The sequence below is a fragment of the Paenibacillus sp. 01T442 genome (genome assembly GCF_056398345.1).
Genome location: NZ_JBFTPF010000011.1, coordinates 99,353 through 119,855 on the forward strand (window position 1 = coordinate 99,353; position 20,503 = coordinate 119,855).

The 20,503-nt window shown below is 42.5% G+C and carries 16 protein-coding genes; 3 read left to right on the forward strand and 13 right to left on the reverse strand.

What is annotated here, in order from left to right; genetic code table 11:
• Position 1 precedes the first annotated feature (1 nt).
• The 3 genes from AC1DLM_RS12160 to AC1DLM_RS12170 all read right to left on the reverse strand — a co-directional run bounded on the left by AC1DLM_RS12160 (position 2) and on the right by AC1DLM_RS12170 (position 1,509).
• On the reverse strand, positions 2-682 hold the full coding sequence (locus AC1DLM_RS12160; protein ID WP_441988095.1) for a 7-carboxy-7-deazaguanine synthase QueE: 681 nt from the start codon (positions 680-682) through the stop codon (positions 2-4).
• A complete protein-coding gene (gene queD, locus AC1DLM_RS12165; protein WP_056616183.1) occupies positions 682-1,155 on the reverse strand; it encodes a 6-carboxytetrahydropterin synthase QueD in 474 nt (157 codons plus the stop codon). The genes AC1DLM_RS12160 and queD overlap by 1 nt, the downstream gene beginning before the upstream one ends.
• A gap of 72 nt (positions 1,156-1,227) precedes the next feature.
• Positions 1,228-1,509 carry a hypothetical protein gene (locus tag AC1DLM_RS12170; RefSeq protein WP_056616186.1) on the reverse strand — a complete coding sequence of 94 codons (282 nt, stop codon included), beginning with the start codon at positions 1,507-1,509 and terminating at the stop codon, positions 1,228-1,230.
• Positions 1,510-1,721: 212 nt separating this feature from the next.
• Here AC1DLM_RS12170 and AC1DLM_RS12175 point away from each other — a divergent pair, with 212 nt between their 5' ends.
• Positions 1,722-2,351: a nitroreductase family protein gene (locus tag AC1DLM_RS12175; protein WP_171634058.1), complete on the forward strand. Its 630-nt coding sequence runs from the start codon at positions 1,722-1,724 to the stop codon at positions 2,349-2,351.
• A gap of 72 nt (positions 2,352-2,423) precedes the next feature.
• Here AC1DLM_RS12175 and AC1DLM_RS12180 read toward each other — a convergent pair whose 3' ends face one another.
• Entirely contained in the window at positions 2,424-3,509 is a 1,086-nt protein-coding gene (locus AC1DLM_RS12180) for a hypothetical protein (RefSeq protein WP_477570060.1), read from the reverse strand.
• A gap of 154 nt (positions 3,510-3,663) precedes the next feature.
• On the opposite strand from AC1DLM_RS12180, the gene AC1DLM_RS12185 reads away from it, so the two are divergent.
• A complete protein-coding gene (locus AC1DLM_RS12185) occupies positions 3,664-3,747 on the forward strand; it encodes a YjcZ family sporulation protein (RefSeq protein ID WP_420794167.1) in 84 nt (27 codons plus the stop codon).
• 60 nt (positions 3,748-3,807) lie between these two features.
• Here AC1DLM_RS12185 and AC1DLM_RS12190 read toward each other — a convergent pair whose 3' ends face one another.
• From AC1DLM_RS12190 to AC1DLM_RS12220, 7 genes are all read right to left on the reverse strand, one after another.
• Positions 3,808-5,118 carry a glycosyltransferase gene (locus AC1DLM_RS12190; RefSeq protein ID WP_477570061.1) on the reverse strand — a complete coding sequence of 437 codons (1,311 nt, stop codon included), beginning with the start codon at positions 5,116-5,118 and terminating at the stop codon, positions 3,808-3,810.
• A gap of 115 nt (positions 5,119-5,233) precedes the next feature.
• A complete protein-coding gene (locus AC1DLM_RS12195; protein WP_477570062.1) occupies positions 5,234-7,087 on the reverse strand; it encodes a hypothetical protein in 1,854 nt (617 codons plus the stop codon).
• 119 nt (positions 7,088-7,206) lie between these two features.
• Positions 7,207-8,007 carry a Cof-type HAD-IIB family hydrolase gene (locus tag AC1DLM_RS12200; RefSeq protein WP_477570063.1) on the reverse strand — a complete coding sequence of 267 codons (801 nt, stop codon included), beginning with the start codon at positions 8,005-8,007 and terminating at the stop codon, positions 7,207-7,209.
• 106 nt (positions 8,008-8,113) lie between these two features.
• Positions 8,114-14,737: a PKD domain-containing protein gene (locus AC1DLM_RS12205; protein ID WP_477570064.1), complete on the reverse strand. Its 6,624-nt coding sequence runs from the start codon at positions 14,735-14,737 to the stop codon at positions 8,114-8,116.
• Between the two features lie 30 nt (positions 14,738-14,767).
• On the reverse strand, positions 14,768-15,979 hold the full coding sequence (locus AC1DLM_RS12210) for an S-layer homology domain-containing protein (RefSeq protein WP_477570065.1): 1,212 nt from the start codon (positions 15,977-15,979) through the stop codon (positions 14,768-14,770).
• 203 nt (positions 15,980-16,182) lie between these two features.
• Positions 16,183-16,935, reverse strand: coding sequence for a pseudouridine synthase (locus tag AC1DLM_RS12215; RefSeq protein ID WP_441988088.1), 753 nt, complete (start codon positions 16,933-16,935; stop codon positions 16,183-16,185).
• Positions 16,936-16,941: 6 nt separating this feature from the next.
• The gene (locus AC1DLM_RS12220) at positions 16,942-18,561 is read right to left on the reverse strand and encodes an RsmB/NOP family class I SAM-dependent RNA methyltransferase (protein WP_477570066.1); all 1,620 of its coding nucleotides are present in this window, start codon (positions 18,559-18,561) and stop codon (positions 16,942-16,944) included.
• A gap of 126 nt (positions 18,562-18,687) precedes the next feature.
• On the opposite strand from AC1DLM_RS12220, the gene AC1DLM_RS12225 reads away from it, so the two are divergent.
• Positions 18,688-19,197 carry a thioredoxin family protein gene (locus tag AC1DLM_RS12225; protein ID WP_056616221.1) on the forward strand — a complete coding sequence of 170 codons (510 nt, stop codon included), beginning with the start codon at positions 18,688-18,690 and terminating at the stop codon, positions 19,195-19,197.
• 63 nt (positions 19,198-19,260) lie between these two features.
• Here AC1DLM_RS12225 and AC1DLM_RS12230 read toward each other — a convergent pair whose 3' ends face one another.
• Positions 19,261-19,680 carry a DUF309 domain-containing protein gene (locus AC1DLM_RS12230; RefSeq protein ID WP_441988086.1) on the reverse strand — a complete coding sequence of 140 codons (420 nt, stop codon included), beginning with the start codon at positions 19,678-19,680 and terminating at the stop codon, positions 19,261-19,263.
• 3 nt (positions 19,681-19,683) lie between these two features.
• Positions 19,684-20,481 (reverse strand): GTP diphosphokinase, encoded by a 798-nt coding sequence (gene yjbM, locus AC1DLM_RS12235; RefSeq protein WP_477570067.1) that lies wholly within the window; start codon positions 20,479-20,481, stop codon positions 19,684-19,686.
• Positions 20,482-20,503 lie beyond the last annotated feature (22 nt).

Here is a 20,503-nt window from a genome sequence, read left to right on the forward strand (position 1 = left end):
GCTAGACGCCTCGCATCGCTGGATCCCAAATAATCTTATGCAACTGCATGTTCAGCTTCACCTTCGATAATCCTTCGGCCAGCATAAGATCTACCAGCTTGCGCGGCGGCATCGTTTCCCACACGGGACTGAACATCGGCAGCGCCTTCGTCGGATACTCTTGAAGTACATTAACTGCTGTTCCGAAATCGAGATCGCTTCCGATGACGAACTTCAACTCATCTTGCTCGCGCAGCAGCTCGAAATTACTGTAAATCATCTGATCCATTTCACCGGAATCCGGCAGCTTGAAGTCCATCACGTAGCGCACCTTCGGTGATGTGACTTGTGAGATGAATGGCGCTAGATCAATCGCACCGTTCGTCTCGATGTGCAGGTCGTCGACCTGCTCCAGTTCGGCGAGCGCCTCGATCAACGCGAGTGATTTGTTGCCGTACAGGAGCGGCTCGCCGCCTGTCAGGCAAATATGCCGGGAGCGGAACGTCTGAACCTTGCTGATAATTTCAGCAATGGTCATGACGTTCTCGGCTTCCGCCGGCGGGTAGCTGTACGTAGTGTCACACCACGAGCAGCGCAGGTTACAACCAAAAAGACGGACGAAGATGGTTGGGAACCCGGCACGGGTTCCCTCCCCTTCAACCGTCTCGAAGATCTCGACCATGGGAATGCGGATATCTCGCATTACAGATCCTCCTCCATCATCGAGCGAGTGATGGCTGCATAGCTAGTCGGCGTTTCCCATAGGCGAATCTCGTCCAAAGAAATGGCTGGGTACAGCTTCTCATCAAGCAATGCTTGGTGAATTTCTTCATAAATCCAAACCACCATATTCTCAGCCGTCGTGTTCATCGGCGGCAATACGTCGTTCAAATAGCGATGATCTAAGCGATCAATCACACGTTCTTTCGTAATTCTTTTGATATCTCCAAAATCAATTGCGATCCCTCGGCTATCCACTTTTCCCCGCATAATCACTTGCAGTTTGTAAGTATGGCCATGTAGACTTTTACATTTTCCCTCATAACAATGCAGATGATGCGCACTGTCAAACGTAAATTCTTTGGAAATCAAAACGGATTTATGGTGATATTTCAATTGGTTCTCTTGGATGTCACGCCCCAACTCTTGCACATTTCTTGGGATTTCATAGCTCATTACTTATCACCTCATATATTCAAAAAAAACAGTACTCTATATTATATCATAAATAGACAGAATGTCACCTTACTAGGATGGCATGGAAGAATTTCGCTCCTTCTTTTGCATCCAATCTAAGTGTCCGCGTATTTCTTGCATGCGTACATTCTCATCACGCAAGTCTGCTTCAATTAAAGCAGTCAACTGCTCAATCTGGCGGGCAACAGAATCCGGAAGTTCCACTTCTTCAAGTGATTTCACAATATAGAGCAAGCATTGCAGGGTTTCGTCCATAAGGCTCTTCTTTTTCCCCGTCAATACGACCTCGCTCAAAAAAACAAGGTGATTCAACTCTTTTTGCGTTAATTTCAAGAGGAACAACCCCTTTCTTTTTCCATTATCCAACATTTTACGACAACGGGAAAGACTCTCTTGACAATCACAACTATAACATTTATGATTACAGTAAATTGTTACAAAGTTGTTTACAGTTCTTCGATCGATTACCAACGACTTACAGGCATGCTTTTCGAAGGTTGAACAACAATATACAGAACTAATTCTTATCCTTGGAGGGATCCGTAATGAGCACACAAGTACAAAATGAAGTTTTGAAAGTAATTGAAGACCGTCATTCCGTTAAACAATACCAAGCTGGCCACACAATCCCTAAAGCAGATCTTGAACAAATTCTAACTTCCGCTTCTTTGGCACCATCTGCTTGGAATCTGCAACATTGGAAACTTCTTGTTATCGATGACCAAGCACAAAAAGAGAAATTGCTTCCAATCGCTTACGGTCAAAAACAAATCGTTGAAAGCTCCGTTGTTATCGCCGTTCTTGGTGATCTTGAAGCTAACAAAAATGCGCAAGCTGTTTTCGGTCCAGCAGTTGCTGGCGGGTTCCTTCCACAAGCAGTGATGGATACGCTAGTTGCACAAATCGAAGGCGCGTACCAATATCCACAAGTTGCTCGCGATGAAGCGATTCGTAACGCCTCTTTGGCAGCAATGAACTTGATGCTTGCAGCGAAAGCACTTGGCTATGACACTTGTCCAATGGGTGGTTATGATGCAGGTAAATTCGTAGAAGCGTTTAACGTTCCTGCTCGTTATGTACCAGTTATGTTGATCAGCGTTGGTTTGGCAGCTACACCAGCACGCGCGGGTGGTCGCCTTCCATTAGATCAAATCACAGTATCTAACTCTTTCTAATAACAGTCAATGTAATAAAAGGCATGCCTCTCATGTTAGGGTGAGAGATCATGCCTTTTTTGCGCGCTTGGATTAGTGGAACTGTTCGGTTTCAAACATAATTTCATCGATCAGCTTGTTCCGATAGAGCATCGATAAATTGAAGGTTTCGTATTCCTTCTCTTTATCTAACTCGTCTAACAACAATGTAGCGATCAACTCTCGATCATCTGAATCACCGGGCTCACGGAAATCAATAAACCMTGTGAGTTGCCGCGAGCTGATATCCACCGTAGCGGTTCCGATCGGTAAGCCACCATAGGATTGTTGATAAATCTCATAAGATAACGTATCCAAATCGTCTCTAACCAAAATGATGGAATAGTCATCTCTCGTCGGTATCCACATTTCATCTTCAAATTGAATGTCATCCACCAGATCCAGCATATCAATATGCGTTAGTTCCACCGTATCTACGGTCTCCCCATTAAAGATCATATGAAACACGAACGAATCTGTTTGTTCTTCATTGAAATCTGCCACCATAAGTTCAGTGACAATATCCATCTCTTCATCAAATGGATCGAATTTCCATGTAATATCCMCGATCACTTCGGATCCATATATATGCAGGATGGCTTCCGCGATTAACTCGGCGTCCTTATCATACACGTGATATTCGACACTGCTCCTGTTTTCATTCACAATAACAAGCTCATATCCCTGTTCTTTCTTCCGTTCTTCGAGCATATCCAACTGTTCCGAAGACATTTCCGATTCCTGATCATCCAAGCTAATATCTTCCCTTAGCCAAGAATAATCTAACCCATCATCATGTAAGAGATCTACACTCGATATATAATCATCTTGATACGTTATCGGCTCAACGGCATGATCCGTCACAATGACGAAATCATAATCACTGTAACTAACCGTAACTTCACACTGAGCGATTCCAAGCGCATCAATCACATCCTGGATATAGGACTGAGCAAAATCATAGACCGCTTGCTTATTCACAATCGTGATGGATTGTTGCTCCAGATGAATCGCGCCTTTAAGACGATCCGATTCCCTGTAGACTAGCGTTAACGTACCGACAAACTCCCCATTGTACATAATATCGCAGACTTCGCCGCCTGCTGTTTTCAGGTCGGGTCTTAGCATAATATCGGCCACGACTTCGTCGCCTCCTCTACAGATCTTGTGTCATTCTTCTGTAGCATGCCCATTATCGACCAAAATATGAGTAATCAGGATATTCGTCTATACACATCTGTCCCCACTTACATATCTTATCTTATAACACTCATCACGAAAGGAGGGAATGTCCATGTCAGCAGTAGGAACTTCGTCAGCTGCAATTCTCGTGCTTTTTATCCTTCTTGTTATCATCACTAGCGCATTCGTTATTTAATCGATGAGCTAAAAGCAAAAAGACGATTACCAGCCCACTGAGGCATGGTGATCGTCTTTCTCATTTGGGGTGTTGATCGACTTGATTAAGCCGTTGCCGCTCTGATTCAATGGCATCTAATTTAGCTGATAATATCTCCGTTGCACCTGGTTTTTCCTTGAGCTTGGAAAAAATCTGCTTCGCCCTCGCAAGCTTCCCCGAACGCATAGCTAACTCGCCAAGCGACGTCGCTGCCTTCCACTCGCCAATGTGATAATCAGCGCTAACACTGCCGCGGTAATTAGGCAGACTGGATAACGACTGCTTAATACTCATTTCCGCTAATCGCAGCAGCTCATCTGCTTGTCGTATACGCACTTGCGCGAGCAAATAATGCGCATCAGGGAAATCAGGTGAATGCGCCAACGCTTTGTGGCAGTAGGCTTCCGCTTCGGCGTAATTTTTGCGTTGCATCATGATTTGTATGAGGAGTCGGTAGATTTCAGGCATCCGGCCGAATAGGGGCGTTTGTAAACCTAAGCGTTCGGCTTCGGTTAAGGCAGTGAAAGCTTGTTCCTCTAGTCCGAGTCCCAGCGATTCACGTCCATAAAATAACCAGTGACCTGGATTCTCAGGTTCTTCTTCGATCATGAGTTTAAGTAAGCGAAGGTTCCGTTCTAGCTTACCTTTATTCTGAAGGATGGCAGGTTCATACCCAGTATGATCCAATCGGATTTTAACTGCTCTGCGATATTTATCTAGTTGATAAACTCCTTTTTCCGTAGCGATTTGCTCATGGATGCGTCCGTAGTAACGAAGTCCTCGTTGTGCTGGGAACATCCGCACTTGAGAGAAGTCATGCTGGATGGTTCCATTTATTCGATTCAAATGCCAAATAATCAGTACTGGTATGATATCTAACTGGTTATAAATGCTAGCAACGTCCMTTATCGCATGGACATCTTCTGGAATGAGGATCTCATCGGCATCAATCCAGATGACCCAATCCGTTCGCACATGCTGAAGACCGATGTTACGCGCTGCGCCAAAGTTATCCTCCCATTCAATTGGGACAACTCTTACCTTTGGAAATTGCAAAGAAATGTTACGTGTATCATCCGTCGATGAATCAATAAGTAGAATTTCATCTACTGCACCATGTAGCGCAACGATACATTTCGCAATGTTCTCTGCTTCATTATGCGATAAAATCGCAGCAGTTACTGTCACCTTGGGGACAACCAATAGATCCCTAATGTCCTGGCGCGGCTCTCCTTGAGGGAGTTGCTGTATTGACTTGTAGATGTTGTTGACCCATTTGGCTTGTGGATCTAGTAACCAAGCGCGGTCAAATACCAGCTTCGCTGCGCCAGCCTGTTTTTGAAGGAGCAACGTTTCCCCTAACATTACCCAGAGTTGAGCGTCAATTGGTGATTGCTTAATGGCTTGGAACAGCTCACACTCTGCTTCTTGGAGCTTGTTAGATTGGATAAGGGAGATGATGTTATTATAATGGGACATTTTCTAGTCTAACGAATGGAATCTTGAATATGCGACTGCCCCTCTCTTCGCTAGAGTCTGGAATAATCGTTAAAACAGTTCCATTTGAATTCACGTTGTCCAGTGTCAAAGTATAAACCCCTGAGTCGTAAAAGCCATACGTCACTCCAGTTACGTTTGTCATAGAAACAAACTCGTTGAAATTATTGGTGAAATATTCCCAATTATAATTATAATCTCCTAATAATGAGTAAAGGTTAATTGACTGAGACATTCCCGAGAGAGTTGGCTTCATAACTTTAACTACAATATCATTTTGAAACCACACTGTTTTATTAACCTCTTCATTAAGTGCAGAGTATAATTTCAATCGGGATTGGGTATTCGCTAAACTTCCAGCAGTAAATTTAATGTATTCCCGCTCGTTTTCTTCATACATGCTTGGTATTACAGCATGATTAATCTCTGATTGAGGTTGTTGAATATCGAATAAATATAAATCATCATCAAACCAATCTTGTATATCGGTATTTACTGTAAAACTACTTTCTCCTGCACTATTTGAAGCATAAAGCTCCATATTTTGCGGAATATTTTCATTAAATCCCTCGTATTCACTATAATGAAGATTAATAGTAGATGATAAAGAAGGTGAAAACTGATTCAAATTATCCTTTGCTTTCAAGTTTGTTACATGGATGTCTCCGTTTAGATTTGGGTAGGCTGCATTAAGCCGAGATCTGACGCTTTCGTATGACAAGATGTTCGTTGGTTGAGTGAAAGTAATTGGGTAGTTGTTTATTGTTTGACTACCACAACCATAACCATTTTTAAAACTTACCTCAGCTGAATATTGAAGATTTTGAAAAGGTGCATCATAGAAAATTTCATTCAAATCAAGTTCTGAATTTGATGATAAGTTAAGTTCATTACCTTCTGTGGCTAAGTGATTAGCAACTGGGTTATTTTTCATAGTTGGTACCTGATTGTCAAGCACCTCAATTGTGAAAGGTTGGGATGCCACTACGCCACCACGACTATCAAGAGCAACTGCCGTGAATGTGCTTTCACCTACCTGAACACTCTCAACAATCCAACTATTAAATTCTGACTTGTAGACAAACCTAGCTGCTGGTGTAGTTTCTGAATTATCAATATTGTCAAACACGATAACGGAAATATCATCTCCATCAATATCTCTAAAAAATGAGCTTAATTCCTGTGTGGATAAATAAAAAAAGGAACCAAGTTCTAAACTACCATTCTGAAACGGATTGTATTGATTTTGGGGATTCAAGGTAGGCGGATTATTTCCTTCCACATTACCTGTGGAGTTTGCTGGCCCAATTCCGCTAAGTAAACCTTCTACTTCATTTGGGGACGAACTATGTATAGCTTTTGTAGCTGCATCACTAATATCAAAATTTCTTTCATTCGTAATCGACGGATCATTAACAACTGTCACATCAAAAGTATCCTGACTAGTGTTATTATTCCATGAAACGGTGAAAGTCGCAGTCCCTTCCCTGTAAGGGTGAATTTTCAATAAACCTTCAGCGCTGTATCCTGGTTCGTTATAAGCAAAAAGATCCCCACTACCATAACTATTCACACTCGTTACTTCGAAATCATTAATATATGCACCATAAATAGCTTTCAAATTACGAACTGGAATTGTCCCATGCAAAGGAACGATTAAATTGCCAATCTCATCAATGAAGTAAGTATCTGGCTTGGGGGCAGGGTCTGCATAGGCAACATTTKAAACATCCATGATAAAGGGGGCACTTATTAAAGCAGCACTAACCATAATCGCGGCAGTTTTCTCTTTCTTAGAATAAGGCTTGCCTGGTTTTTCCAATTAATATCACACCACCATCATCTATTAGTCTTTCTCTCATTCTATCATACGAAATATGCACTAAAAACCCCATAAACGACAAAAAACCTCGAAAAACGAGGTTTCTGACCGATTTCTATTTAGAAACAGTACTTTCGAATGGCTTCATGAACGCCTTCATTATTATTCGAGGATGTCACAGCATCTGCTGCCTCTTTCACATCATTCGGCGAATTCTCTACTGCAATCCCCAAACCAGCAAAACTCATCATTTCCAAATCATTATAGTAATTGCCAATCGCCATAATTTCTTGGGCTTCAATCTCTAAAGTAGCTGCCAAAGCTTTCAATGCGTTCCCCTTATTCGCAGTCGGATTCATCACATCAATGAACAAATCTCCACTGCGAATCATCCTCAAATTACCATATAGCTTCTGATCTYCCCACTCCAGTTGAACACGATCCAACACATCCGGTTGAGCAAAAAGCGTAAATTTAACGATCGGCACGCCAAGCTCTGAAACAGACGTAACAAGTTTAGGATTGATGAGAAATTTCTGATACATCTTCCTCTCATACTCACCGACACGTTCGATATACATATTAAATGCTGTACACACATCGAAGTGAATCCCTTCACGACGAGCATAAGCCAACATACTTTCGATTTCGCTAATTTCAAAAGAAAACTCATTCACCAGCGACTGCCCTCGCTCATCGGCATGAACGGTTACCGCTCCATTATGAGTGATCATCGTTCCTTCCAACCCCAGTTGCTCTAGGATCGGTAACGTACTAGCCGGCGCTCTCCCCGTGCATAGCACAATATGACAGCCTTGATCATGAACCTCTTGTATAGTTTCAATCGTTTGATCCGTTAATTCGTGATTATCGTTAAGCAGTGTGCCATCAACATCCAGTGCGATTAATCGATAGTTCAAGGTATCCTCTCCMTCGCTCTCTTCATATCGACTAATTGTACCATAGGTGCAATTTCAGTTCACGATTTTACAATAAAAACAACGTCTTCTCAAGATCTCTACTTCGTTATTGAACCCGATGAACACCGACCGATTGCTGGGCATTCCCAATGATTTCGATAGGAATATCTTCCTTTCTCACAACACCATTACTGTACCTAATCTGAAAATGAATCGTCTGTGCGCCTCGAGTCAGTCCCTCCGTTAGCGATTGGAATTTCACATCAAATAATTCGCCACTAAACATAGTACCATCATTTAACTGTGGTGTTAGCTTTTCAGAAACATATAAGGTCTGACCATCCAAACCAATCGTGTCAATCCAAGCGATGACTTCGTCAACCGAGGTAGCTGCGCTCTGACTTTTCACAACAAATATTTCACCAGAATAAAATTGTTTAGGATTTACTTGTATTTGGTGCCCTTTCTGATTATGCAAAATCAACCAATTGTCCGTGTAAGTCACAACAGATCTTATCGTTAATGGCATAGCAGTGATCGATTTAACTGCAATCGATGTTAGAAACCCATCCATCGCGGATAGTGTAACTAAGTAATTACCGGGTTCAGTGAACTTTTGCGTGAAATTTGTAGATGTAAAAGACGTAGTAACCCCATCTGGTCCCTGAACGGTCCATAAGTATGAAAGCACATCGCCATCAGGATCAGTTGAAGTATTGGTGCTCCGTACCTCATCTCCCTCCCATACAGGCTTAGGAGTCCAGTCGAAATTGGCAACAGGAGGTTGATTGATATATAACCAAGTTTGTGGTGAGTAATCTGACCAGATAACGCCATCGAACACCCTAACGCGAACTCTTAATTTTTGACCAGCCGGTAGATCGGTGTTTACTGACCAACTGCCGATTAATGAAGAAGAGCCTTGATAATACTGACCTGAATCCAGAATCATTGTATCGTTTGCTTCATTTGTGATTTGAATTTGAAAATACGTAAATGTTGTACCTGGATCCGGGTCTGCTTGATTCCATTTTAGCGTTGGCCGCAAGGTACTGAATCGTGTTGGTGAAGCTTGTGTGCCACCCGGTTCTATCATTGTTGCTGTTGGTTGACGGTTAGTAATTAGCCACCCTATGTTCGACCATACTGACCAAGCAATTCCATCAAAAACCCTTACTTGAACTTGGTACTTTTGACCTTGTGAAAGTACTATTGTTGTTATCCATTCTTGTGTAGTTGCAGATGTTCCTTGTGGTTTGATACCACTGTCAACAACGACATTTCCAGACTCATCTTTTAGCACAACTTGGAAAGCCGCAAAGGTTGTTCCTGCATCCGGATCGGCTTGATTCCAAGTAATTGTAGGTTGACGTGTATTCACATAACTAGGACTTGTTTGTGTTCCTATCGGAAATGTAAGTACGGCTGTCGGTGGTTGATTTGGCAACGGAATCGTAATCTGAATTGTTTGTTCTACCCAATCGGACCATGCACCATATTCGTCAGCGACTGCTGCTCTAACCGTATACGTACCAGTTTCATTAGGCCGTGTGAGCTTTCCGAGCTGAGTTACGCCACTTGGCGTTGTATAGCTGTATCTGTTGTTAAAAATACCTCTCGTGCTCTGATAATTTTTCTCCGTCGCTTCAGTTGAATAGTTTGCCGCGCTTAGCCATCGATCCGGGTCGTAGCCTGTTTCTGTCCATTGAATTGTATGATCTGGATTCTCTGCAATCGTGAATTGTGCTATGGGCCTTCTATGAACCAGAATTGAATGAGTGGCAGGGTCTGACATTTTCTGAAACATGGCAAAGACAGGTGATGGATACTTGAATCCAGCTGGCGCAGGGTCGTCCGGTTCTTGGAATTCAACCTTGAATACCCCTACCTTTGAAATACTAGGACTTGGCGATTGAATAACGACGCCATTATAGCTGTTAGTTCCTATAGGATCGGAAGCACCATCCCCAGCATTTAGGAATTTATAAGGTTCCATATTCGTAAATTTCCACGTTGCTTTATTAGGAATAGCAGGATCGTTCTCTGGATCAAGATAACTAGTGCTATACGTAATTGGCATATTTACAATCGCTTGATTGGCAACTGCTGTATCACCACTTTCGTAAATCATGGCATTGAAACCTTGAAGCTCTACATACGGGGATTCTGAGAAAAGGCCATAAGATCCTGCAACCGCAAATGTATCATCATAAGCATCAATGATTGGAATTCCTGCTGCGTAGATAATAATGTGATTAGCTCTTACTTTGGCTTTGATATCTGTGTACACCCCGAGCTTCGAATTATAAGTTTTGCTCATAATCGTAGATGAAATACCATTAACAATTTTGGTCAACTTGATGAGATTCGGTGTCATTTCTACTCTGTACATGTTTTTGTTATTTTGTACTCTAAAACCGATGCCTGCTGTGACGCTATCACTATACGTATTAAGATTAAATTTGGTTTTAACACTGATATCACCATTATAAAAACTGGCATCATTGTTAGATAGAAAACCGTAACTAGCATTTCCAGTTGAGTTGTTTACATCTGTTTTCACAGATAGTATCCATTCTCGCCTTGACTGATAGCTTCCGTAATCCGATATTCCTTGATACACGACTTTTATTGTGCCATCCTCTGTCAAGTTAATGCTTTTTATACCCTGTGTGTTAGTACCATTTCCTGAATCGGAGAAATTCGTAAAAGCCAATCCTGTTGGTATATCCACTTCTTTCAAACCTGTACTCATATTATAGACCAAAATGTTCGTTTCACCGTTACCTATAATTAATTTTCCGTCTGCGGATATTGTAGCTTTTGGAATAGGACTTCTATATGAGATGTCGCCATCATCTGGCCAATATTGCACTAAATATCCGTATGTTTTCACTCGATCTACTGTCGTAGTTTGATCTGTTCCTAGATCGTAGAACATCAAATCCCAAAAACCATTCTTACCAATAGTGGTGTAATAACCGTTTTCTACCGTCTGTTTGATATAAGCGATACGATTATTAAATACACCTAAGTAGTAAATTAAATTATTATGGGGATCGGAGGCATTCCCACCACCTATTAGGTCTAGCAAAACTGCACCCGTATTTGCATTTAAAACTATTCTTACGGCACCGTATTTAATAACAATCTTAGACTCATTATCGGAGAAGTAATCTATGCTGATACCTGTCCGATTATATKCCCAAGAAGCTGGGGAAGGCGAATATTCCCACATTACAGATCCACCGCTGTTATATTTAACTAGGCTACACGAATGAGCGTAATTGTCATAATAGCCCCAGTAACACTTATTCTTGTAGATGTTACCACTTGAATCCTTATTGAAAGTCGAACTAAACTGAGTGGTTCCACGCTGAATAACATAACCGTCCCAATCATAACCCCAATTCACCGAGTCCATCAGTACCCCCTCTGTAACTTTAGGGTTTGGACCAGTAAACATTGCTGGATATGTAGTTGGTTCAGGTGGTGGACAAGTAAGAGAATCAGACCACGCAGATCCACATGTTAATGTTTTGGTACCCGTATATGCGGGAGTTACCAACTGGTTGTTAGGGTTTTTAGTAAAATTCAAGATGTCAGTAATTCTGGTCATAAGCTCATTATAAGTACTATTTTGCCAATAGGAGTTATAACCTCCTTGTCTTTGAAAAATCATATCAGAATTAAATTCCATCTTGTTTGAATAATTTAATTTTGGTATTACTTCCTCTCCCCAACCGCCATTGTTTGAAAAATTCGGTCCGTTAGCGAACGTCGATCCATAAGCAATTGAAGGATTGTCTTCATTATAAAAGTAATTGGCATCGCTAGCATTCTGGCCTGATCTCCAGAGATGCTTAGCAAATCTGTTTTCTTTGCTAAAACTAGCATAATAACCCTCTAATTYACCTGTATTACCACAATCGCCACAATAACTTTTTTCCGTCGAAAACCATTTTGTTACCACATTGGAGCTAGTAATTGATTTGTACGGCTCGTAATTCGTTACATTCCTCGTACTAACAGAGTTTTCGCCTGCATTATAATTATATAGTTTTGGTGCTGAAACACTTGTTGAAGAAGAGGCAGTCCAATTTGCCGAATTAACGATTGTATTGGCCGTTGGTGTAACAGTCGTTATGTTGGCGGGTTCAGGTTGAACACCAAAAGCTGAGAAATCAACTTCGGGCATTTGGTTGACCACTTCAAATGAAAAATCCTTTTCCGTTGATTTCTTCAGACCGAGTCCTTCTTTTAGATGAATATGAACATTACATTTCTTCACTACTTGAGTAGGTGTATAGGTAAAGTTTCCATTTGCATCAGGTGTAATAGTAATGACTGTATCATCTGCCAATGATCCATTATTATTTTTGTCGCAAGCTAAAGTAACTGTATGCTCCGATATTGGGTCACTGTCTGGGCTAAAGGACTTGTCTTGAAAAGACATGGAAACATTTCGTACCCCGATATCATTGTAATCTAGTTGTGCGACAGGTGGTAAGTCTTCTAAGGCGTTCAAAGTAGAATGCACTGTATTAAGGGACCGCAGTCCCGCGCTATCTGTTACGTCCAGTTGAATGTCGTAATCACCGAAAGATGGATATATTGGCAGCTTAGTTCCGTGCCAGTCACAATTTGATATTGTCCTAGATTTATACGGACTGTAGCTATTGGTACAGCTAATATCTGGTGTATACGATCTGCCTTCAACTACCTTTGAGGGTAAAGTAATGATAGGGACTGGGTTTGGAGGCACAACACTCATGGTTGCCGAAGTTTGTGACTGATTACCGCATTTATCCGTTGCTGTTACCTTGATACTATGCGTTCCTAGTACATTAGCTAGAAAATTTATAGTCCAACCGTCAGGCTCGTGATCCCATAAACCATAATCGGTTTTAAGCTGTCTAACCCATGCACTAGAGCTACCATCGAAATCCCAAGTTAAAAAATATGGATCTCCGTCAGGGTCATAAGGCTCATCGTGATCGCCCGGAAAGATAGCTGGTTTTTGAATGACTCGCAGCCAAACACGTTCATCTACAGCGAACAAATTCTCGGGAGTAATACTTCCACCGTCATAGGCATGGAACCAACCAACATGTACGACTGGTGGATTATTAGAGCCTACACAAGATGCTGGCGAAACAACTTGAAATGTTTTTGGCCCAGCACTGGCTTCTCCACCACATGTGGACGTGACTTTAAGTGAGACACTGACAGTCCCAATTGTCATCCAGCCTGGGTCTGGCGGTAGTCCACCAACATTGAACGAAAAAGCACTGGAATTAGAATAAACCTTTGAGTTTCCATTTTGTGAGACCGTATAAGCAACCTGTTGAATTCCACAACCGTTGCCACCAGTAATAGAAATGCCTTCGGCTATAATACCGTTGTAACTCCCGAATTCAATTGAGGGTTTTTCGATTTTAAAATTGGCTGTAATTACTTCTGTTGAGGGTGATATGGAGCAGGTAGTTTGGGGAGTGATTGTTATGGTTTTGGTGTTGTCGGAGGTGTTCGATTCACCTGTGATAGGGTCAATGAGAATAGAGATTCCATAGGGGGAAGTTCCTGAGAAGGATTTGGTGAAGGTACCCGTCTTTTTCTCGCCTGCGTTGATACCTGTGTAGTTAAAAGTCTGGAACGCTGTTCCATCGATTAAGACTTTTACGTTGAAGGAAGTTGAAACATCGGTTCCACCTGTATTTGTAAAGGAGAAATGGAAGTTTGTTGATTTGTTTGTCTCAATACATTGTCCATCTTCATCTAAAACAATATTGCCCAAGTTAGGTGGGCCTGTTGCAGTTTGATAAGTGATTTTAATGTGGTCTGGGTAAGTGTAGGTTTTGGATTTGAGATTAACTTTGAAAGCGGTGTAGTAAACCATTACTTTTGCGCCGGGAAGTCCGAGTTGCTTATCATAGTCCGATTCATAGTTTAAATCTTGAGTATAAAATACTTCGTATCTGTCTGAAGTAATACCTTTTGTTTCAATATAATGTGTTTTAGCTGCAACAGTTACACCGTCATCAACACCTGCTGGTCCAGAAACACTTGCGTCTGTAAAGATTTGTGCTGTTGCAGTTATATCAGATGCATTGACCACTGATGAAGGTATAGGAGTTCCACTAACTGTCGTGTAACCTACTTGCCTATTCGCTGTTAGAGATAAACCTGCCCCCACGCAATTTGGACTTTTAGGCATCATAGATCCATTAACATTTTCAGTGTAGTCTCGCCCTGAGTGATCTGAACAGCCAAGTGCACCATCTTGATACCAGTCCAGGGTTTTACCTGAAGTGCCAGGAGCATAGCGATACCAAGCGAAATATCCTTGTGCTGAATCATTGCCGATGGACTCGACAACGACAGGGTCTCCTGTTAAATTTATCCCTACTGTACCCCAACTAGATAAACCTACAGCAGAATCAATTTTCATAACAGGTTGTGTGTCCCCGTTCATATAAAAACCAATTTCCTTGATTACTTTTCCGACAGGTGCAGTTACAGAAAAAGGGTTTGTAGTTGTACTTTTTGCATCACTATATATAGCCTGATAGCCAGCTTGAGAATTTCCAGTGTATGTCATATTTCTTGTTTCATTAGCAGCAGAAGCGTTTGCAAATGGCCAACTAAATTCCAGATAATTAAGAGGTATAATTTGCATTGCGATTATTATAATTAGACAAATACTAATATGCTTTATTTTAGCCGGCAACAGAGATCGCCTCCGTTTCTAGTGAGCGTCTTATTTTTTGGGAATTAAACTGTAAAATATTTTTTTGTTGTAGTTAGGTGTTGGTGGTATTGCAGGGGCGCTAATTGATATACCTGCATAGGAACTCAGAACACTCTTATTTTTAGAGATAATGATTGCGGGCACGTCCCCTAATTTATTAATAAACAAATGTGTAGGAGTATTTAGTTCTCCATCTATCATCGCTTGAGGATCACCATTTTCAAAACCATATAACCCAAATTTGGGGAGCGTAGATGTGTTTTTATATATAGTAGTATCATTGTTGTAATCTACATGCCCCTTAAAATAAAGAACATAGCTATTCATGTATCCATCTTTTACAAACTTACTAGTCTTAACAGTCATGCCGTTATGCCATTTGAGCTCACTTATATCTCCTAAAAGCCCTAAATTGGGATCGTTCGGATCTTCTAAATCTATAGCAACGATTTGATCCATCGTTCCCTTATACAATCCATCACCGGTTTCAAGAGTAAGATTTTCCGGATTCCATTTTTCAATCTGTTCCCCTCCGAAAATATGTGGCATWACCGTAAATATATTAGTATGTTTCAATTCTAGTTCAGCATTCCCAACGGCATACTTATCAATTTCTAACGTACCTCCTTGATTCACTTTGAGAATACGCTCAATTATTGTTACTGATTGAGCTCGTGTAGTCGAGCTCTTTGGCTCTAATGCCCCTTTTGCCATGCCTTGAATAAGTCCTGTTTTGGCTGCGTTATACATGACTGAATCATTATCTATTTGAATTGCTTTGTTCTGTAACGTCACGTCTATTGCACGTAATGAAATACGAGACATCTCTAAGCGAGAAATCGGATCATTGACGTTATCTATCGAGAAATCCGATTCTCTCAGAATACCTTTGTTTATAGCGGCAGCAATGTAGGGAGAAGACCAATCCGACCMTGATGAAACGCTTTTCACAGGCTCCTTTATCGCCGTTATGACCATTTTCACAAACTCAGCACGGGAAACATTATTTTCAGGCTTAAATGTGGAGTCTTCATATCCGTCGACATACCCTTTTTTCACAGCGCCTTCTATGGCAGACATAGCCCAGTGGTCAGAAACGTCTTTTAGTTTTATCGCAGTGACTGCACTCGGAGTTGGTAATGGTGAATCAGCGGCTGAGGTCGAGGATTGACAAGCCGTGAATAATAATACAGTTGAAAGTAGAATAAAAGATTTTTTCAAATAGATCTCCCCCTGTTTGAATATACCCAATTATTGGTAGTATCTCATTTCATAATTGTAAATGTCTACCTATTTTCGACATATTTCCACTAAAAACAGCAAAACCGCCTAGCATTGCTACAAAGCAGCAATAACTAGGCGGTTCTTCCGCACAAATCAATTTCACTACCATGAAAATACCATATTCTAGTATTTTTGTATAGTTAATTTTGATTCTCGTTGGCATTTCGTAGAGCCGAGAGCTCTTCTATACTTAATTCTCTGACTTGACCCAAGGCCAACTCAGGATCAAGTGCTAGCGGGCCCATCGACATCCTTTTCAGAAAAACGACTTGTTTGCCAACAGCTTGGAACATGCGTTTCACCTGATGGAACTTACCTTCCATAATCGTAAGCTCGATTTCTGAAGGGATTCCAGCGGCTTCATTTCCGGTCTGTAAAATCTTCAAATCACCAGGCAACGTCTCATAACCATCATCTAAAGTTACTCCATGGCTAAAAGCTTTCCGATCCGCTTCGTTAACCTCCCACTCAACTTTAGCGTAGTAGGTTTTCGGAACGTGCTTGCGAGGTGAGAGCAGGTTATGTGCCAGTTTGCCATCGTTTGTGAGCAAAAGGAAGCCCTCTGTGTCCTTGTCCAATCGGCCTACTGGGAACACCTCGAACGGAGCATATTCTTCGTCCAAAAGATCCACAACCGTGCGATCCCGATTATCTTCCGTTGCCGAGACCACCCCCTGCGGTTTGTTCATCATAAGATAAACAAACTCGCGATAAGTGACGAGCTCTCCATTCACGGTAATGGTGTCCTTATCAGGATTTACTTGCATACCACTGTCTTTGACCTTCACACCGTTGACGTAAATTGCACCTTCTTTGGCKAGGCGCTTAAGTTCAGAACGGGTGCCAATGCCCACATGGGCGAGTATTTTATCGAGTCGTTGTGTTTGTTTCATGACCGTTTAGGTCCACCTCCAGCCGGGCGGATATTCGTTCTTCAACATCCCGTTGAGCCATTTGCCCCAGCCGACGGGATGGTCGTCAATGCAGACTAGGCAGTAGCCTTTGGCTGCCTTGGTCTCTTCCGGATCGCGGAGTATCTCGCTCTCCGCGACTTCGAGCGTCTCGCCCTTCAGGTATCGAAGGGCTCGCTCGTCGCTCGAAGCCAAGCTCAGAGCTCGCTTGGCCTCGCGCAAACGCAGTCCCATGGCTAGCGCATGGGACGGTTCAAATCGGCCGCGGTGCAGCGCGCCGATGTACCAGCCAGGCCGCACGACTTTCAGTCCGTGCAGCTCAGGCAAGCCCGCCGGCGACGCATACGCGTGCTCGCCGTAACAGACCAGCCGCCTCAGGGCGAAAGGCTCGCTGCGCAGCAGCTCACCGGAGAACGCCTCTAGCGGCTCCAAGCTCACCCCCGTGCTAGGCGGTGCCTCAGCACGGCCCTTCCCGCGTAGCGCGGGACGGCMGCTACGCTTCCCCGCTGCCGCCACAAAGCCGGCAGCCCCCGCACTTTCCCTCGCACTCGCACTCGCACTCTCACTCGCACTCTCACTTGCACTCGCTCCCGCACTCACTCTTTCCTCAACACCCAAACCCAAAACCGCCAAAAAATGCCCCTCACCCCGCAACTTATGCGGCCACAACCTCGCCGTCCCTGCCACAGCATCCCTTGCCCTTGCACTATACGCATCCGCCTCACACCACGGTTCCCTCAACCAATCCGACCGCCMAGGACTGAATCCATCAATAGGCACGACATCAAACGCAGAATGCTTGTCCAGAAACTCCGCAATCTGAGCCTCATTCTCTTCCGGTGAGAACGTACAGGTCGAGTACACGATCCTGCCTTCAGGTGCCAACATCACCGCAGCTTGCGCCAAAAGTTCTCTCTGCATCGCAGCAAATTCCTGAACAGAATGACGCTCCCATTGTCCCATCATTTCTTCTTCCTTGCGGAACATCCCTTCACCTGAACAGGGCGCATCAATCAAAATTTTATCAAAATACCCCTGGAAAGCAATCAACATCCGCTCTGGTTTTTCATTCAAAACTACGGCATTTCGGACACCGAGCAGCTCTAAATTTTTAACCAAGGCTTTGACCCGATCTGAATGAATATCGTTCACAACTAGCACACCTTCACCTTGTAGCTTCGCGGCAATTTGCGTCGATTTCCCACCTGGGGCTGCGCATAAATCCAGAACCCGCTCCCCTGGTTTTATCTCTAACAGCTCCACAGGTGCCATCGCACTCGGCTCTTGGATATAGTAAAGTCCAGCATGGTAATACGGATGCTTACCTGGGCGTTCCCCTTCTTGATAATAAAAACCATCCGAAACCCAAGGTATAGGCGTCAAATGAAATGGACTCTTCTCCAAAAATTCAGCACGCTCCACCTTCCCCGTATTTACCCGCAATCCATAAACGCGTGGTTCATCATAGGAAGCAAGAAACTGCTCAAACTCCTCTTTACCTAATAAATCAATCATTTTCTCCCTAAAAAGGGGTGGTAGCTGCTTCGCCATTCGACATCTTCGCTTTCTATATAAAATCCCATTTGATCCGACAATTTGTGTTTCCATGGTACAGTGTAACGGTATTATAGCTGAGTTGTCACGAAACAGCCAATATTTTTACGAAATCCTACAGGATATGCTATACTTTTTATAGAAGATAGTAGAAAGTAAACATTTTAAAGAGGTGCATACATGAAGAAGTTGCTTATTTATTTAGGCATAGTTGTTATTTTATTCGGTGGTTTATACTTCGTTAATCAGCAATCTACCAAATCTTCGGATAAAGCGAATGCTGGTAATCCTTACGGAGTTGCCGCATCCAAGCTCAATCCAGAGACTGTGAAACAGTTAAACGATCCGAACTACCAGAACTTAATTTTACCAGCAGATTTAGATGCAAGATTGAAGAACAAAGAGACATTCTTCCAGTACTATTATGCGTCAACTTGCCCTCATTGCAAAGTGACAACGCCGGTTCTAGTTCCCATACAGAAAGAGCTTAATCTTGATGTTAAGCAATTCAATTTGGAAGAGTTCAAAGATGGATGGAACAAGTACAAGATTGAATCAACACCTACCTTAGTTTATTACAAAAACGGGGTAGAAGTAGATCGCATTGTTGGCGGGGTTCCTGAGGCTGGATCTACAGTCGGCAATACGCCTGAAGTATTCAAATCCTTCTTCCAAAAATATAAAGGTTAACGCCATTAAATATCGAAACCTACAAAAGGACTTCTTCACCCATTGGTGAGAAGTCCTTTCTTTTCAATGATGCTCACTACCTACCGGTGGGTCCAATCTCAAATCTTCCACAAGATCCTCAAGCTCTTGATCCAAAATCTTAATATCCAAATCATAGGGAAGAAACGGTTCCTCTTTCAATTTCAGCAGCTTCTCCAGATAAACCTTGCTATCCTTCACTAATAAACCTAGATCAATCCCCAGCGTATGAACAGGATAAGGTGCCAACTTGTCCAACCCCGCACTAAACAGTTTAATAGAACCGCTTGGATTGCCATTCAAATGATGATAAAGGCCTACTGCAATTTGCAGCAGACCTTGATATAGCGGATTTCGGCCTTCTTCCAGCCAAAGCTCCTCCATCACTTCATGACATTCGAAATAATCCCGCTGATCGTTAAAATAGTACAGAAAAGCGACATACAATCGGTCATATTCGCTCATGGGTTAGCTATTATCTCCTTTTTTGGCACGCGAGATGGCAGCCTCGATATCGGCAGATAAATCACTAAGTCCTTCTTCTGTTTCCCAAATCTCATTGAACCGCAATTGAAACTGAGCAGCTTCTCGTACGCGATGGTAGAAATACAACTCTTGAATATTATTCAGCACACGATTGATTAAATTAGAGTTATCTTCAAACATCCGTTGGGAAGCAACAATTTCTCCGCGGATACTCGACATTTCTTGATCCAACTGATAGGCAGCTTCTGCCGCCTTACTTAAACGAGCCCGAACCTCAACTGGCAATTGCTCTTTATATTTATAATTCAAAGAATGCTCGATCGTTGCCCAGAAATTCATGGCTAACGTTCTGATTTGCACCTCTGCCAAAATTTTCTTCATTCCAAGTGCGGTTTGCACTGGATATTCTATAATAATATGAAAGCTTCGATATCCGCTTGGCTTTTTATTCGTAATATAATCCTTMTCATAGACAACACTCATATCTTGTCTGCTGCGGATAAGCTCCGCCAGACGTTCCGTATCTTCTACGAACTGGCACATAATACGAATGCCCGCGATATCTTCAATTCCTGATTCTAGCTGGTCCATCGGCACACTCAAACGCTTCGCTTTCTCCAGCACACTTGAAATTTTCTTAACGCGTCCCGTTACAAATTCGATAGGTGCGTACTCTTCACGACTTTTGAGTTCGCCACGTAATGTTTTGAACTTTACTTTCAATTCCTCTACCGCTTGTTCATAAGGCAGTAGAAATTTCTTCCAGTCTCGTCCATCCATCCATGTATCCTCCATTCTGAAT

Coding starts and splice junctions, on each gene's coding strand:
- AC1DLM_RS12160 (WP_441988095.1), bottom strand. CDS start 682: ATGCGAGATATCCGCATTCCCATGGTCGAGATCTTCGAGACGGTTGAA.
- queD (WP_056616183.1), bottom strand. CDS start 1,155: ATGAGCTATGAAATCCCAAGAAATGTGCAAGAGTTGGGGCGTGACATC.
- AC1DLM_RS12175 (WP_171634058.1), top strand. CDS start 1,722: ATGAGCACACAAGTACAAAATGAAGTTTTGAAAGTAATTGAAGACCGT.
- AC1DLM_RS12185 (WP_420794167.1), top strand. CDS start 3,664: ATGTCAGCAGTAGGAACTTCGTCAGCTGCAATTCTCGTGCTTTTTATC.
- AC1DLM_RS12225 (WP_056616221.1), top strand. CDS start 18,688: ATGAAGAAGTTGCTTATTTATTTAGGCATAGTTGTTATTTTATTCGGT.
- AC1DLM_RS12230 (WP_441988086.1), bottom strand. CDS start 19,680: ATGAGCGAATATGACCGATTGTATGTCGCTTTTCTGTACTATTTTAAC.